The sequence below is a fragment of the Alphaproteobacteria bacterium genome, assembly GCA_017308135.1.
In the GTDB taxonomy this organism is placed as follows: Bacteria; Pseudomonadota; Alphaproteobacteria; order CACIAM-22H2; family CACIAM-22H2; genus Tagaea.
The window spans coordinates 20,915-36,922 of record JAFKFM010000010.1 but is presented as its reverse complement, the minus strand read 5'-3'; the positions used below and the strand labels follow the sequence as shown (position 1 = coordinate 36,922).

The 16,008-nt window shown below is 61.5% G+C and carries 15 protein-coding genes; 4 read left to right on the top strand and 11 right to left on the bottom strand.

Annotation, left to right across the window (positions count from 1 at the left end):
• Window positions 1-64: 64 nt before the first annotated feature.
• Genes J0H39_17075 through ugpC form a run of 4 tightly spaced genes read right to left on the bottom strand, consistent with a single transcriptional unit; the run spans window position 65 to window position 4,030 of the window.
• Window positions 65-1,162 (bottom strand): malate/lactate/ureidoglycolate dehydrogenase, encoded by a 1,098-nt coding sequence (locus J0H39_17075; protein ID MBN9498467.1) that lies wholly within the window; start codon window positions 1,160-1,162, stop codon window positions 65-67.
• Entirely contained in the window at window positions 1,159-2,022 is an 864-nt protein-coding gene (locus tag J0H39_17070; GenBank protein ID MBN9498466.1) for a carbohydrate ABC transporter permease, read from the bottom strand. The genes J0H39_17075 and J0H39_17070 overlap by 4 nt, the downstream gene beginning before the upstream one ends.
• The gene (locus tag J0H39_17065; GenBank protein MBN9498465.1) at window positions 2,019-2,957 is read right to left on the bottom strand and encodes a sugar ABC transporter permease; all 939 of its coding nucleotides are present in this window, start codon (window positions 2,955-2,957) and stop codon (window positions 2,019-2,021) included. Before J0H39_17065 ends, J0H39_17070 begins: the two co-directional genes overlap by 4 nt.
• On the bottom strand, window positions 2,954-4,030 hold the full coding sequence (gene ugpC / locus J0H39_17060) for a sn-glycerol-3-phosphate ABC transporter ATP-binding protein UgpC (protein MBN9498464.1): 1,077 nt from the start codon (window positions 4,028-4,030) through the stop codon (window positions 2,954-2,956). Before ugpC ends, J0H39_17065 begins: the two co-directional genes overlap by 4 nt.
• A 173-nt stretch (window positions 4,031-4,203) precedes the next feature.
• Here ugpC and J0H39_17055 point away from each other — a divergent pair, with 173 nt between their 5' ends.
• Complete coding sequence (locus J0H39_17055; protein ID MBN9498463.1) at window positions 4,204-4,893, top strand: GntR family transcriptional regulator; 690 nt, start codon at window positions 4,204-4,206, stop codon at window positions 4,891-4,893.
• Window positions 4,894-4,918: 25 nt separating this feature from the next.
• Here the strand turns inward: J0H39_17055 and J0H39_17050 are convergent, their stop codons facing one another.
• Window positions 4,919-5,590, bottom strand: coding sequence for a GntR family transcriptional regulator (locus J0H39_17050; protein MBN9498462.1), 672 nt, complete (start codon window positions 5,588-5,590; stop codon window positions 4,919-4,921).
• Between the two features lie 337 nt (window positions 5,591-5,927).
• Here J0H39_17050 and J0H39_17045 point away from each other — a divergent pair, with 337 nt between their 5' ends.
• Together J0H39_17045 and J0H39_17040 are read left to right on the top strand one after the other, a co-directional pair.
• Window positions 5,928-7,235 carry an extracellular solute-binding protein gene (locus J0H39_17045; protein MBN9498461.1) on the top strand — a complete coding sequence of 436 codons (1,308 nt, stop codon included), beginning with the start codon at window positions 5,928-5,930 and terminating at the stop codon, window positions 7,233-7,235.
• Between the two features lie 16 nt (window positions 7,236-7,251).
• A complete protein-coding gene (locus J0H39_17040; GenBank protein ID MBN9498460.1) occupies window positions 7,252-8,649 on the top strand; it encodes an FAD-binding oxidoreductase in 1,398 nt (465 codons plus the stop codon).
• Between the two features lie 116 nt (window positions 8,650-8,765).
• On the opposite strand, the gene J0H39_17035 is transcribed toward J0H39_17040, so the two are convergent.
• The 6 genes from J0H39_17035 to J0H39_17010 all read right to left on the bottom strand — a co-directional run bounded on the left by J0H39_17035 (window position 8,766) and on the right by J0H39_17010 (window position 15,226).
• The gene (locus tag J0H39_17035) at window positions 8,766-10,115 is read right to left on the bottom strand and encodes an amidase (protein ID MBN9498459.1); all 1,350 of its coding nucleotides are present in this window, start codon (window positions 10,113-10,115) and stop codon (window positions 8,766-8,768) included.
• A complete protein-coding gene (locus J0H39_17030) occupies window positions 10,112-10,882 on the bottom strand; it encodes an FCD domain-containing protein (GenBank protein ID MBN9498458.1) in 771 nt (256 codons plus the stop codon). The genes J0H39_17035 and J0H39_17030 overlap by 4 nt, the downstream gene beginning before the upstream one ends.
• A 36-nt stretch (window positions 10,883-10,918) precedes the next feature.
• The gene (locus tag J0H39_17025; protein ID MBN9498457.1) at window positions 10,919-12,016 is read right to left on the bottom strand and encodes an ABC transporter ATP-binding protein; all 1,098 of its coding nucleotides are present in this window, start codon (window positions 12,014-12,016) and stop codon (window positions 10,919-10,921) included.
• A 12-nt stretch (window positions 12,017-12,028) separates the two neighbouring features.
• On the bottom strand, window positions 12,029-12,940 hold the full coding sequence (locus tag J0H39_17020) for a carbohydrate ABC transporter permease (protein MBN9498456.1): 912 nt from the start codon (window positions 12,938-12,940) through the stop codon (window positions 12,029-12,031).
• A 17-nt stretch (window positions 12,941-12,957) separates the two neighbouring features.
• Window positions 12,958-13,803 carry a sugar ABC transporter permease gene (locus J0H39_17015; protein ID MBN9498455.1) on the bottom strand — a complete coding sequence of 282 codons (846 nt, stop codon included), beginning with the start codon at window positions 13,801-13,803 and terminating at the stop codon, window positions 12,958-12,960.
• Window positions 13,804-13,882: 79 nt separating this feature from the next.
• Window positions 13,883-15,226 (bottom strand): extracellular solute-binding protein, encoded by a 1,344-nt coding sequence (locus J0H39_17010; GenBank protein MBN9498454.1) that lies wholly within the window; start codon window positions 15,224-15,226, stop codon window positions 13,883-13,885.
• Between the two features lie 231 nt (window positions 15,227-15,457).
• Here J0H39_17010 and J0H39_17005 point away from each other — a divergent pair, with 231 nt between their 5' ends.
• Window positions 15,458-15,988 carry a cupin domain-containing protein gene (locus J0H39_17005; GenBank protein MBN9498453.1) on the top strand — a complete coding sequence of 177 codons (531 nt, stop codon included), beginning with the start codon at window positions 15,458-15,460 and terminating at the stop codon, window positions 15,986-15,988.
• Window positions 15,989-16,008 lie beyond the last annotated feature (20 nt).

The following is a 16,008-nucleotide window of genomic DNA, read 5'->3' as shown; positions in this document are numbered from 1 at the left end:
CCGGCGAATGTTTTCGGTTTCGATGATAGTGGGGCCGACAGAACTCAAAGCCTGAACGGAGCGGTTAGAACGTCGTCAATGTTGGCACGCCGAGTTTCGCGGCAACCGAGTTAAGCCGTGCCAATCCGCCCTGAGACAGCGGAATGCCATCCTTCAGCCGCGCGGCGCGAATCCGTCGCTCTTTATCGCCCGGTATAAGGACTTCATCGTGGCCCTGTGCGGGTTTGGCGCTTCGCACATAGGCCGCGTAATCGAGCGCCTCGCGTTCGAAATAGTCGCGGCCCGCAAATCGCTCGGGATCGAGATAGATCGACAACATCCCATTGCGGAACGGCTGTTCGGTTTGGTCGCGAAAAGTGCGATTCACGCCGCCGCCGGTCAAAGCGCCGGCCAGCATCTCGATCATAAAATTGAGGCCCGAGCCCTTATGCCCGCCGAACACCGCAAGGGCCCCGGCCCCTCGCGAAGCATTGGGCACCAGCGCGCTGGCCGTTTCGCCATAGAGTGCCGCGGGATCGGCGGATGGCCGTCCTTGCGCATCGACCAACACGCCATCGGGTAACTTCGCCCCGCCAGTCGCCGCCACCATCACTTTGCCTTCCGCGACCGCCGACGTCGCGAAGTCGAGTATGATTGGCGCACTTCCCGCGATCGGTATCCCGACCGACATCGGCGAAGTTGCCATCCGCCTGTCGATCCCGCCATAAGGCGCGACGAGGCTCCGGCCGCGTACATTGACGAAGTGGACGGACACATATCCTGCCGCCGCCGCCCGTTCGGCCCACGCTCCGATACGTCCCAGGTGGCTCGCGTTGCGCAATGCAACGACGCAAGCGCCGTTCGCCGCAGCGCGTTCGCAACCGAGATCGACCGCTTGCGCGCCGATCACAGCGCCGAAACCGGACTCACCATCGACGGTAACGAATCCGCCCCCGTCCCGCTCCACCGCGATCCGCCGGCCCGGCACAACCAAACCTTCGCGGATCATTTCGACATAGCGTGGCGCGCGCCCCACGCCGTGGCTATCGTGACCCGCGAGATTGGCGTCGACCAGGTTGGCAGCGACCGCCTGCGCCTCGTCCGGCGGACAGCCCGCTGCGCCGAGAAGGGCGGCGACGAATGCCGTCAGCGCGAGCGCTTCGACGCAGATTTCGTCGTTCACGTGTTCGGTCCCCTTCCGAAGCCGCGCAACAACGGCTTCTGGATTAGCCAAATGAAGATAAGGATCGGCCCCAACTGCACGCAACTTGCGGCGAAGATGGTACCCCATGTCGCCCCGCCTTCGCCGACCGAGCCGAGCATCTCCGCGATCATTACGGGCGCGGTCTTGGCGCTCGTACCGGTCAGCAGGAAAGCGAAAAGGAAATCATTCCATGCGAACAGCGTCACGAAAATCACCGCAGCCGCGATACCGGGGAATATCTGCGGCAGCGTGATCAGGAAGAAGGTTTGCATCCGCGTGGCGCCGTCGAGCATCGCGGCCTCATCGATGTCGCGCGGCACACCGTCGAGAAAGACCTTCAACAACAGCACGCTCATCGACACTTGAAACGCTGCGTAAACAAGCACAATCGAGAACGGCGTATCGACAAGGCCGATCCCCGTGAACAAGGGGAACAACGGGATCGTTATGATGATCGGCGGGAACATGCGTACCGCGATCAAGAACAGCGCGGTAAGCGCGATCGCCGGTCGGGCCAACCGCGAATAGGCGTAGGCCGCCGGCAAACTGACGGCGACGACCAGCGCCGCGGCCCCCAAGGTAGTCACAGTGCTGATCGCCAAGCTACGCCAAAATCCGCCCCAGTTATCGATCAGGGCGCGGTAGTTCTCGAGTGTGGGCGAGAAGATTAGCGTGGGAACATAGGTGAAGATATCGCGCTGGTGTTTGAACGACGACACGAAGGCCACCAGGATGGGGCCGAAGCTCCACACCACGATCGCGGCCAGAACAAGCGCCGAAACGAGATTGGCGGCGCGCCGGCGTGCGGGCGTGCGGCGGCGGGGCGGTCGTGTATTCATCGCGCATCCTCCGGCCGAGCGAACGCGTTCCGATACATGCGCCAGATCAGCAGCGACGCGCACAACATCGTGAACAGAAGCATCGCCCACGCGATCGCCGCCGCCGAGCCGAATCGCCAATTCTCAAAACCTTCTTTGAACATGTAGATGGCGAGCAGCTCTGTCTCGCGAAAGGGTCCGCCTTTGGTCAATAGCCACACGACACCGAATGCGCGGATCGTGATGATCAGGCGGAAGACGAGTGCCAGAAACAACGCGGGCGCCAGCAGCGGCAGCGTGATGTAGAGGAATTTCTGCCACGCGCTGGCGCCATCGACGTCCGCCGCGTCATATAATTCCTGCGGAAACGTGATACGCGCGGGATAGATGAAAAGTATGACATGCGGAATTGCGAGCCATACTTCGACGACGATCACCGACCAGACTGCCACCCTCGGGTTCGTCAACCAATCGATGCGGGCGAGCCCGAGCATCTCGAGTCCGTAATTGATCGGCCCGATATTGAGATCGAGCAGATAGCGCCAAATCACGCTCGACACCGACGGGCTGACGGCCATCGGGGCGAGGACGAGCGCGATCCAGAAATAGCGAGCCTTGAAGCTCCGCGTCGCCAAGAACAGCGCGATCGCCACGCCGATGACCATCTGCAGGACGACCGCGCCGGCGACGAATTTGATATTGACCCAGAGCGCGTTCCAGAAATTCGGGTCGTTGAGGAAGTAGTCAAAATTCGCGAACCCGACGAAACGCGCGTCCTCGCCCAGCCGATAATTGGTGAAGCTGATGCCCAGCGCCCACAATTCCGGAATGAAAACGACGAGTAGCAGCAGCAGAAAAACCGGGGCGAGCAGCAAAATCGCCCAGCGATCGCGGGATCGCGCGGCGGCTTGCCGGCGTTGCTGGCGGGAATCGCCCGCGAGAACGGCGGCGCTCAATTGAGCCTCGCGCCGCTCGCGGCGTCGAAGAGATGCACATGCGCCGGCGCCGGCACGAGGCGCACTTTCGCGCCCGGCTTTAGAGCCAATCGGTCGGTCGTCTGCAGACAGATTTCGCCAGCCGGGCTGTCGCAATAGACGAAGGTCTCAAATCCCGTCGGCTCGACCACCGTGACTTCGGCCGACAATCCATCCGCATCCGGGGATGCCGCGACGAGATGCTCCGGCCGTACGCCATAGACGATGCGCTGACCGTCCTTGACTGGGACATCGGCGGGCAATGGCAAATTGCCACCGCCAGGAACAGCGGCGCGCGGCGTACCGGCAGCGCGGTCGATGACCGCATCAATCAGGTTCATCGCGGGCGACCCGATGAAACCCGCAACGAACGGCGTCGCCGGTCGGTCGTAAAGGGCCAGCGGATCGCCCGCTTGTTCGACCTTGCCCCCGTTCATGACCACGATGCGATCGGCCAGGGTCATCGCTTCGACCTGATCGTGCGTGACGAACACCGACGTCACCTTGAGACGCTGGTGAAGCTGCTTGATCTCCTTGCGCATCTGCACGCGCAGCTTGGCATCGAGATTCGACAACGGTTCGTCGAACAGAAACACTTTCGGACTGCGCACGATCGCCCGCCCCATCGCGACGCGCTGGCGCTGGCCGCCCGACAATTGGCGCGGCAAGCGCTTGAGCATCGGCGCGAGGCCGAGAATACCGGCGGCGCGCTCGACTTTCTCCACCATCGCGGCACGCGGCGATTTGGCGATGCGCATGCTGAACGACATATTGTCGAACACGTCCAGATGGGGATAGAGCGCGTAGCTTTGAAACACCATCGCGATGTCGCGATCCTTCGGCGGTAAGTCGGTCACGACTTGGCCGCCGATACGGATCTCACCGTCGGTCACGTCCTCCAGACCGCAGATCGCGCGCAGCAACGTTGTTTTTCCGCACCCCGATGGTCCAACCAGCGCGACGAAAGCTCCGTCGGCAATCGAGATCGACACGCCCTTCAACGCGACGAAGCCGCCGAAATCCTTGACCACTTGATCGATCTCAATGCCCGCCATTGCCCCCCCGATCACCGTATAGGAAAAGTTTCCCAGCGGCATATTGCATATGTTAAGTATGCCCTTATCATACCTGCCACATCTGATACAATCACTTTGGGCATCAGTGCCGAGAATGAAGTTAATCGAGCGCAGGTGATTGATTTCGACACGCAAGTGGGGAATGAAGGCGAATGTTGCTATCTGCGTCGATCCTTCCTGAAAATGAACCCAGCGATGGTGGCGGATCGGTCCGTCGCCTCGCTTACGACAGATTCCAACGTCTGTTGCTTTCCGGACGTTTGCGGCCTGGGCATGTGATCTCCCAACGCGAGTTGGTTGCGATGCTCGATATATCGTTGGGCGCCCTTCGCGAGCTTTTGCCGCGGCTAGAGGCCGAGGGCCTGCTCACCGTCATGCCGCAACGCGGCATTCAAATTACCGCGGTCGATCTCAAATCGATTCGCAACGCCTATCAGATGCGCATGGCGTTCGAGCGCGAGGCGGTATCCTCCGCTATTCAGATCGTAGGTGACGAAGAGCTACGGCATCAGAAGGCTTTGCACCTGGATGTCCTCGAGCGCGCCGCCCGCGGAGCGGACCATGCACTTCTTGAGGAGGCGCAATCGGTCGACGCGGGCATGCATGCCTTCCTGATCGAGGCGACCGGCAACGATATGCTGATTCAAGCTTATGGAATCGTCAGCATCCGCGTGCGTTTGATCAATGTCGATCGCATGCGCCTGACGCCCGAAGTACTGCCGGCAGCGCTGGGCGAACATATTCGCATCCTCGATGCGCTTCTCGCGCGCGACGAAACCGCAGCACTCGCCACGATGCGCGAACACATCGAAAGCGCGCGCGCACGCGCGGTTTCGTTCTAGATCTCCGTCCGCACGGATCGCGCCTTCAAGCCAGCCCCATTACGCGGCGCATGGTGTTGTCGATATGCAGCGCCATCGCATCGACCGCCGCATGGCGGTCCCGCCGTTCGCAGGCGGCAAGGATCGCCAAGTGCTCGTCGATGGTCTGCGCCATGAACTGATCGGGGCGGACTTGCGTCCTGCGGATCAGGCGGATCTTTACTGCATTGACGCGATAAACGTTCTCGATCAGCGGATTTTTAAGCGAAGCGATGATGGCTTCGTGCAACTCACGATCGACGGCGTAATAGCGCTCTCGGAATTCCGCATCGGGCTTCGGCGTCACTTCGGGGATCAACGCTTCGTGCTTCGCACGATACGCGGCCAGCGCGGCCACGTCCGCGCGCGCGCAGAATTCCATGACAGCGCCGCACTCGATGAAGCGGCGAAGCTGGAACGCATTGCGAATCAATGAAATGTCGACTCCTGCCACGCGAAAGCCGCGTTGACGCGCGGTTTCCAGCAAACCGTCGCTCAGTAGATGTACGATCAACTCCCGCACCGCGCGCTCCGGCAGGCCGGTCAGCACGCCGATCTCGCGCTGCGACAGGAATTGGCCGGGCTGGATCGCTCCTTCCATCAGGCCGGAATGGAAGGCGTCGTATCCACGCTCTCGCTGCAGTAGCGCGCGCTGTTCGGTGTCCACAACGTCGTTCATGCCATCGAATCTCCTGACGCGTCGTACACCGCTTGGCGGCGCGCGGCCACACAGAGATCACCTCGCGTCGACGGGCGCTCGGTCCGCGCGCGCCACGAAAGCCCGACGGATAATGGCTTGCCGCGAGCCGAATCCGCGCTTCCATCGACCGGGTTTGGCCGACCGCAGCGATACATCGCACATTATGTGTCATGACTGATTGTATCAATGATGTTTTTTATTGTTTACTTGGCCTTAGATCGCGTCATAATCCTCCGCACATGATTTTCGGGCACCCGTTCCGGTTCCGGAAATGCAAAAAAACAGGCTCAATCGCCACAGGCAGGAGGACTCGCCGATGAGGATCAATCCGTTCGGGAAACTGGGGCGCGCGGCAGTGACGCTCGCACTTGGTCTGCAAATAGGTACGGCCGCCGCACAGGCCCCGGAAATCACGCTGTGGTCGCACATCGTCCACCAGCAGGTGATCGAGGGCAAACGTGGCGGCGGGGCGGTGAACATTGGCGAGGCTTTCGAGAAAGCCGCCAACGTAAAGCTTTCCTGGACGACGATCCCGCTCGACCAGATGCAGGACAAGATTCTGCGCGAGCTCAATATCTCGCGCACCAAGACCGATATCGTCTTCCTGTTGAACACCTGGGCGACACCCAGCTTGCTCGCGCGCCTCGTCCCGATGGACGCAATGCTGAAATCGGACCCGATCCGCGATATGGCCGACGTGTCGCCCGCGATGGTGAAGGCATTCAGCGACAAAAGCGGCATCAAGGCGATCCCGATCCGCCATAATCCGCAGCTTCTTTTCTACAACAAGGAAGTGTTCGCCACCCGTGGCGTCGCCAGCGAACCCGCGACGTTCGAGGATTTCGTGGAAGCGGCGAAGAAGGCCACGTACAAACGCGCGGACGGCGCCCAGGTTTACGGCTTCGCGTTCGAAACGAATCAGGCCGAGGACATGGTTGTCGTTCTTCGCGCTTTCGGCGCGGATGTCATCACGCCTGACTTCAAAATTAAGATCAACGATCCCGCAGCGATCAAAGCCGTCACCGCATTGAACGAACTTTTTGTCGCGGGTGCGCTGCCGCCCAATCTCGGAATTCTCACGCCCGCCGACTTACAGAACTTGATGAGTCAGGGGCTGATTTCGATGGGGATCTTCGGCGACAATTACTTCGAGCGCTTCAACGCGCCCGATCAGTCGCAGGTCGCCGGAAAAGTGTGGTTCGCCCCCTTCCCCACGTCGAAGGATGTTTCGGGCGTCAGATACGCATCGTCGGCCGGTTTCTGGGCGATGGGAATCCCGGCCAACGGCGATCCGGCCGCGCGGGAACGCGCCTACAAACTGATCGCCCATTTGAGCCAACCCGACGTGCAATTGACGCTGGCACTCAACAACAACAGCCCGATCCGCGCATCGATCTACGCCAACCCGGCTTATGCCGCGACGGTGCCTTACGCCGACGTCGTTCAGAAGGTGCTGCCTATCGCGGCGCCGCCCTTCCCGGCCTTCGCCGGCGCCAAGGAGGCCGAGCGTATCTTCCTTGAGGAAACGGTCGCTGCCATCGTTGGCCGTAAGCCCGTGAAAGCCGCACTCGACGCCGCCGCGGCGGGGATCGAGCGCGTCATGAAGCGTGAAGGATTGATGTAAGGGAACCGCACGCGAGATGTCGACCGACAGCAACGCGGCAATCGATGTCGCGCGTGCCTTTCCCGAGATTAGCGTTACGCCGATCGATCCCGCGCGTCATACGCCGTGGGGTGGGCCAGCCGGTCCCGCCCCGCTGGCGTTGTTGGAGCCGCGCAATGTCGATGAAGTCGTGCGGATCGTGCGCTTCGCCGGTGAACGGCGCATCGCCCTCGTTCCCCAGGGCGGGCTGACGGGGCTTGCGGGTGGCGCCATGCCATCTCGCGCGGGCGCCGAGATTGCCGTTTCGCTGCGCCGCATGGCACGCATCCGCGAACTCGACCCGGAAAACGCCAGTATCGTCGTCGAAGCTGGGGCGACACTCGATGCGGTCGATCAAGCCGCCGAGCATCACGGTCTCGGCTTTCCGCTGCGTATTGGATCGTCCGGCAGCGCGCAAATCGGCGGCGCTTTGTCGACGAACGCCGGCGGTCTGCGTTCGTGGCGCCGGGGCGGCATGCGCAAACTCACGCTCGGCATCGAAGCCGTACTCCCCGACGGTTCGATCTGGTCAAGCTTGCGCGGTGTGCGCAAGGGCAATACCGGCATCGATGTCGGTAGCCTTCTGATCGGCGCGGAAGGCGTGCTCGGTTTCATCACCGCGGCGGCATTGGAGCTAGGTCGACGCGCCACCGCGCGCGAAACAGCCTTCTTTGCTTTGCCCGACGTTCCGCGCGCGATCGCGTTGTTTCGCCGTCTGGCGGCGAACGAGACGCTCGAAGTCTTCGAACTGATCTCGCGCGAAGGACTGACGCATTTGGCGACGGCGGAGGCCGCGTTGCGAGCGCCCTTTCCGGACCTGCCCGCCTGGGGCGTACTCGCCGAATGGAACGCGCGCGGCGATCCTGGCGAACTGCGCGCGCAAGTCGAGGCGGATCTGGAGATGGCATCGGAGGTCGATGCGTTCGACGACGCCATTCTAGCGTCGAGCGAGCGCGAACGCGACGGCCTTTGGGCTTTGCGCGAGCGGCATGGCGCCGCATGCCGGCGCTTTGGAAAGCCGATCCAACATGACATCGCCGTCCCCGTTTCGCGGATCGCCGAGTTCATCTCGATTGCGACCGAACTCGCGCATAACCAAGCACCAGGCCTTCCGCAGGTCCCGGTTTGTCATGTCGGGGACGGTAACGTGCATTTCGATCTCCTTGCACCATTGAACGCTCCCGATCCAGCCCCAGCGGCGCTTGCGGCATTGCGCGCTTCGATCCATGATCTCGCCCAACGACTTGGCGGGGTGTTCAGCGCCGAGCATGGAATTGGTGTCGCGCGCCGCGACGAACTGCGCCGGATATCGTCACCGGAAAATCACGCGGCGATGCGCGCGATCAAGGCGCTCCTCGATCCGCACGGAATGATGAATCCAGGAAAAGTATTCTGACTTCACCTCGCGAAAACGCCGAAGCCCGCCGCTGGTTTCCCAGGGCAGGCTCCTTCGTCTTTCGCGAGTGCTCAGAGAGGCGGGATTTGAACCCTGGGCGACATCGCCTTCAGCGTTCAATCTCGTCCACGACGCAAAACCGCCTCGACTTCCAGGCCGATCGCCAGCAACCTCCGGTCCGCCATCGCCTCGCCCATCAAGGTGAAGCCAACAGGCGCTTCGCCCAGCACATGGCAGGGAATCGTCAGCGCGCATCGATCCATGAAATTCGCGATCCCGGGATTGCGGATCAACGTCAGATTCGTCGCCAGCCACGCGGCATCGTCGTGCTCCACTGATTCGATCGGTGGCGCGATTATATGTGTCGTGGGCATGATAACCGCGTCGAACCGCGCCGTAACCACGGCAGCTCGGGCCGACACATCCGCCCGCCCCCGACAATAGTCGATATAGTCCGCAGCGGAAATCGCAGCACCGGCGCGCAACCGACGCGCGATACGCGGATCGTATAGGTCACCGTGCGCGGCTAAGCGTTCCCGATGCCACCAATAGCCTTCAGCAACGGCGATGGGCAGCCGCGCAACGATCGCGGCCATTTCGCGAAGCTCGGCGAAGTCGAATGTTTCGATCCTTGCCCCAGCCGCCGACAGCGCCGACACCGCACGCTCGAACGCAGCGGCCACAACCGGATCGAGGCCTTCCGTAACGTGATTCCCCGGCAACCCGAACCGCAAGCCTTTCAATGGTCGGGGCGACGAGTTTGTTTCGGTTTCGCCAGCGAGCACGGCATCCATCGTGGCGCAACAGGCGACGCTGCGTGCTAGCGGTCCTATCGAATCGGCCGAGAAGGCGAGTGGAATCGTGCCTTCAAGCGGTACTCGCCGTGCCGTCGGCTTGAATCCCGTCAAGCCACAAAGGGCGGCCGGCACGCGGACCGAACCGGCCGTGTCGCTGCCCAAGGCGGCGATCGCCATGCCATCGCTCACCGAAACCGCCGCCCCGGACGACGAGCCGCCGGGAATGCGGCGCGTCGCGCGATCATAGGGATTGGCCGGTGTCCCGTAATGCGGATTGGTCCCCGGCGATCCCATCGCGAATTCGGTCATGTTGGTCGTGCCGAGAATAACCGCGCCCGCTTGCCGTAACCGCGCGACGACCGGCGCGTCGGCGACGGCGGGCGGTGATGCGGCCAACGCTTTCGAGCCCGCCAATGTCGTGCTGCCGGCGACGTCGCAGAGATCTTTGATCGAAATCGGCAACCCTGCGAGGGGGCCGCGCGGAACACCGTCCGCACGGCGCGTATCGTCCTCGCGCGCGGTGGTGAACGCCGCATCGCGGAACAGGCGAATGAAACTGCGCTGCCCCTCGCCCGCCGGATCGTCGATCTTGGCGTAAGCAACTTGCGTGAGTTCAGTTGCTGACGTTGCGCACCGTTCGAGTGCTGCCTGCGCGTCGGCGATCGTCACTGCGGCAAAGCGCGCTCGGAATCCTGCGGCCGCTCCTTCGCCAGCGTCGACCAATAGGCGCGATCGACCGTGTTGAGGCTCGCGCGGATGGCTTCCTCGGCGCGGTCCGGATTGTGGGTGGCGATGGCGTTGTAGATCGCTTCGTGATGCTCGTAGGCGATGCGGCCAATTTCCGGATAGCGCAAAACAATGTCCCGCTGCTGCGCCAGCCAATCGACGACGACGGCATGCAACCGCACCAGCAATGGGTTGCCGCAAATTCTCGCCAGTTCGAGATGGAGTTCGTTATCGGTTGCCTCGAACGCGTCGCGGTCGCCGATCGCCTTCTCGTTGGCGAGCAATCTTTCGCGCAAGCGGGCGATATCCGCCGGCGTGGCGCGACGCGCGGCTTCGCGTGCCAATCCGGTTTCGAGCAGCGTGCGAAGATCGTGCATCGAGCGCAGGCCTTCGGGATTGCTGAGATAAAGTTGCGCCGCCGTCGACAACTCGCTCAAAATTTTCGCGGGGTCCGGCGCGCAGACCCGCGCGCGCGCACCGCTGCCCAAGGTCACAAGACCTTTTTTCTCCAACGCGAATAGCGCCTCGCGGACCGAGGGCCGGCCGACGCCGAAGCGCGTCATCAACGCGCGTTCAGACGGGAGAAAATCGCCCACGCGCAGAACGCCGTCGGCGATGTCGCGTTCGAGGCGCGCGCCGACCTCCTCCGAAAGCTTCTTTTTGCGTATCCGCTCGTCCGTCATTCCGTCGATCTCTCCGCCGATCCGCATATCACGCGAATCGCCTCGGTTGTAATAACCCAGCCCCTAAGCATTTCCCAGGGCCGCCCCGGTCCCCCGATCGAAAAGATGGACCCGAGCACCGGGCACAGTCAGTTTCAGCCGGTCACCGGGCGACACCGCCACATCCTTGCCCACGCGGAACGTCAACTCGCGCCCCGCGATGGTCGTATTGATAAATTTCTCGGCTCCGAGCGAGGAAACCATCGCTGCTTCGCAAGCGAGCTGCGGATCGTCCGTCGCATCCGGTGGCGCGATCGCTACATCCTCCGGGCGGATTCCCAATACGACCGGACGATCGCCGGCTCCGCTCGCAAGCCCATTCATGTCCTGCAGCCGTAGCGTCAAGCCGTCGCGCGAGAAAATCGGCCGTCCCGACGACCAACCCAACGTACCCTCGATCAGGTTCATTTGGGGTGTGCCCAGGAAGGTCGCGACAAAAAGATTCGCCGGACGATGGTAGATGTCGTCGGGCGTGCCGATCTGCTGAATGATGCCTTGGTTCATCACGACGATCCGATCGGCGAGGGTCATCGCTTCGGCCTGATCGTGGGTCACGTAAACGAAAGTAGCACCCATCGAATTATGGAGCTGCTTGATCAGGGTCCTTGTGGTGACGCGCAACGCCGCATCGAGATTGGACAGCGGCTCGTCCATCAGGAACACGGAGGGTTGGCGGACGATCGCGCGCCCCAAGGCGACGCGCTGGCGCTGGCCACCGGAAAGCTGCGCGGGGCGGCGCTCCAAAAGATGCGCGATCTCCAGCCGCTCGGCAGCCGCACGCACACGACGATCGATCTCCTCGGCCGGCGTTTTCATCAGCCGCAGGCCGAAACCGATATTCTCGTAGACCGTTTTCTGCGGATAAAGCGCGTAGGATTGGAAGACCATCGCGATATTGCGCTTATGGGGCGGCACGTCGTTGACACGCGCATCGTCAAAATAGATATCCCCTTCGCTGATGTCCTCCAGCCCCGCAATGACGTTAAGCGTGGTGGTCTTGCCGCAGCCCGAAGGCCCGAGCAGAACGAGGAACTCCTTGTCGCGAATCTCCAGATCAAGCGACTTTACGACCGTCGTTCCCTGGTAACGCTTCGTCATGTTCGCGATCTTGATCTGCGCCACTGCTTCGGCCCCTTAACCTTTCACCGCGCCGGCGGACAAGCCGCCGACGATGTATCGTTCGAACGCGATCGCCAGCACGACCGGCGGCACGATCGCGACGACGCCCGCCGCGTTGATGAACGAGAAACTCGTCGTGAAGTCGAAGACGAAACCGGAAATCACGATCGGCAAGGTTTGCGCCGCCATCGTCTTGGTCGTCATCAATGCCAGCACGAATTCGTTCCAGCTACTCAGGAAGGCGAACAGCAGCGAGGCAACGATCGCGGGCATGCCCAACGGCAGGAACACATGCCAAAGAACCTGAAGATGCGTACAGCCGTCGATCCGTGCCGCTCGATCCAGATCGCTGGGTATCGATTCAAAATAATTGATCAGGATAAAAACGGTGAACGGCAGCGTGACCGCCAGATAGGTGACAATCAAAGCTTCGCGCGTGTCGATTAGCCCGAGATTGCGCATGACCAGGAAGAGCGGTACGGCCAACGCGATGTCCGGTATGACGCGCGTTGTCAGGATGGCGAACAGTGCCGCGTTGCGCGCACGAAAGCGGATGCGCGCAATCGCATAGGCCGCCGTCAGGCTGAAGATGACGTTCAGCGCCGCGACCCAAACGCCGACATAGAGACTGTTCATCATCGCCGGCATCAGGTTCTGCGCTGCCGAGGGCACGAATTCGCCCGCCGACGGATCGCTCTGACGGCGCGTGTCGTAAGTCACTTTCTCCTCGGCATAGAGGAAGATCGCTCTGAAATTCCGCAGGCTCGGGGCATCCGGCACGAAGCGGATCGGCTTGCTGACGAGGGCCGATTCCGCCGTCACGGACGACGAAAAGACCCAATAGATCGGCCCCAGAACATAACCGAGCAGCAACAATGCCGTCGTCGCGATGACCGCCGCGCGGATCAGCCGCCCGGCGGCCGGCAAACGAAAGCCAGAGGCGATCATCGGTCCTTCCCCAGAAGTCTGATCAACGCGTAGGACAGCGCGAACGTCGCCATCGACAGGATGAAGGCGATCGCCGATCCAGTGCCAAAACGCAGGCTGTTGAAGGTCTCAGTATAGATCATCCACGACACGGTGAAGGTCGCATCGCCCGGCCCACCTTGGGTCATGATCGCGAAAAGATCGAAATGGCGGATCGAGATCATCGTCTCGTAAACGAACACCAGCAGGAAGCCCGAGCGCAGCCCTGGAATCGTGACGTGGAGAAACCGCTGCAGTACGGTGGCGCCATCGACCTTCGCGGCACGATAGAGATCGTCGGGGATCGCCTTCATCGTGACCAGCAGCAGGATCGCGGCGAGTGGCATCTGCTTCCAGATCGCGGCCTGGGCGACGAGCAGCAGCGTCATATCCGGGTCCGCGAGCCAGAGTTGATAGCGGTCGATGAGCCCCAAGCGATCTAGTAGCCCGTTCAGCGAGCCGTAGCTCGGATCGTAGATCCATTTCCACATCAACCCGTTGACGATCGACGGCGTCGCCCAGGGGATAAGCAAAATGATCGACAGAAGCCTGCGGCCGGGGAACACTTCGTTGAGCAGCAGCGCGAATACCAGCGCCAGCCCCGCCGTGCCGACGACGCTGACGATCGTGTAGACGGTGGTTCGCCGCACCGCGACCCAGAAACGCGCGTCGTCGAACACGGCTATGTAATTGGCCAAACCTACGAAAGGCGCGCGGTGGGGACGGGTCAACACGATGTCGTACAGACTCGTGTAGAAGGAATGGACGATCGGATAGACCGCGACGATCGCCAGCACCGCCATTACCGGCAGCACCAGCAGCATCGCCCATCTTTCGTCGTAGCTCGATTTTCCGACGATCAAATCCGTCGCGCCCCTTCTTGCCCGTCCCCGCCGCGCCGTATCACTTACCCGTCCGTAGCCGTTCCCATGCCTGCGCCGACTCGTTCAAAGCCGCCGTCACGGTGACCTGATTCAAAATGGCCTTCTGCGTGGCTTGAATGTTGACGTCATTCCATTCGCCGAACCAGGTGGTGACCACATCTTTTTTGCGCGTTTGCGCCGCTTGCCGGCGGATAACATCGTTGCCGCCCGCGAACTTGTCGTAGAAGGCGATGATATCGGCATCGTTGTCCAGCGGCTTGGTGCAATACGGCAGCCCCAGATCCAGAATGATCATCTTCTGGAACGTGTAGCTGTCCATTGCCTTGCCGCCGAACCATTCGATCAGCTTCACAGCATTGGCGGCCCTGGCGGCATTGCGCTGGGTCGCGGCGGACATGCCGTAGAAACGCACCCAGCCGCATGTCGCGTTAGTGCCGTTTGGCCCGCCCTTGGGCATCATCGCCATACGGACATTGCCGGCGACTTGCGATTCCGCCGGGCTGTTCAGCGGACGCAGGCGATAGCGCGGAATGATGCCGAAGGCGTGCTGACCGGCCCCGAAGGCTTTGAGCCCCGCGATCTCATTCGTATTCGTCGCGGCGGGCGAAACGATCTTGTGCTTGTGCACGGCATCGCGCACCCATTCGAGCGACCGTGCGACGCCGCCGGACGGATCGTTCATCACCGCGCGACCCGAATTGTCGGTGAAGTTTCCGCCGAAGGAGAAGGCCAGCGCCGACATGAACTCGATGTACCAAGTCACGTCCGATTGCAGCGACAGCAGCATCGGATGTTCACAGATATTGCGCTCCTTGAGGATCAAGCTCTGCGCCACAACTTCGTCCCAGGTCGTAGGCGGCGCCGCAATGCCCGCGCGCTTCAACATTTCCTCGTTGTAGAGGAACGCCATGAAGTCGGTGTAGTAGACGTTACCGTACTGCTTACCCTTATAAACCATTGAATCAACGCAATACTGTTCGATGTCCGAATTGTATTTCGTCAGTTGCGAATACCCATCGATCGGCGCGAGCCATTGCGCCTCGGCGAATTCCGGCAGCCACGCGTCGCTGACCCACATCACGTCCATCGGTGCGTTGCCGACGAACTTCGTCACCAACGTCTGGCGGAATTGCGCGCCCGGCGCGTTCTCGTAGCCGACCTTCAGGCCGGACTGCGCTTCGAACGCGCTGATATGGCTTTTGACCTGATCGACCGCGGCAGACCACGTCATCAGATTGACGGCTGCCGCTTGCGCCTGTGCCGAAGGCGACCACGACATACCGGCAGCACCAATGGCGCCGAGTGACGCCGTCCCGGCCATGAACTCGCGCCGCGAAACGCCGGACTTGCGAATGTTTTCCATGCTGCATCCCCGTTTTGATTATTGGCATTGAACTCATCGGAGTCATAACATTGGTATAATAGGTATGCAAGTTTCGTTTTAAGATTCTTTTCTGACTTCCTCAAACTCTAATAACTATATGTTTTTCGACAATTATAATCTTGATAGACCATTTGGTATAATACCTATATTACCTTTCTGGTCGATCTCTCAGCATCGACGCCGGACAATTCACCATTCGAGGAACCTGACATGACAAGACCGATCGTAACGCGCGAGCAGATGCTGAAGCGCGTCGCCCGCTGGAAGGATTTGAAGCCTTCGGCGCGCCCGCTGCTCGATGCCGCTTTGCCCGAATACGTGCGCGACAACTATAACGTCATCGGCCGCGGCGTGACCGAAGACGCGACGATGGAAGTCGCGATCCCCGACGCCCGCGACTTCCATTTGACCATCGCGCGCGCCGCCCCCGGCAAAGGCAGCGCCTTGCACGCCCACAAGACGCTCGAAGTCTTCGTCGTGCTGACCGGCAATTGGTCGATCATCTGGGGCGACAACGGCGAAAACGAGCTGTCGATCGGGCCCTGGGATACGATCTCGGTGCCGACCGGAATCATGCGCGGGTTCCGCAACGATTCGCCCGTCGACGCTTATCTGCTGACCATCATCGGCGGGTCCGATCCCGGTCGCGTGACCTGGAGCGACGCGCTGCTTGCGGCCGCCCGCGCGAAAGGCTTCGATCTCGACGCGGACGGCAACATCAAGACGCCCGATTCCAAGTAACGCCGAATAACGGGAGTTCG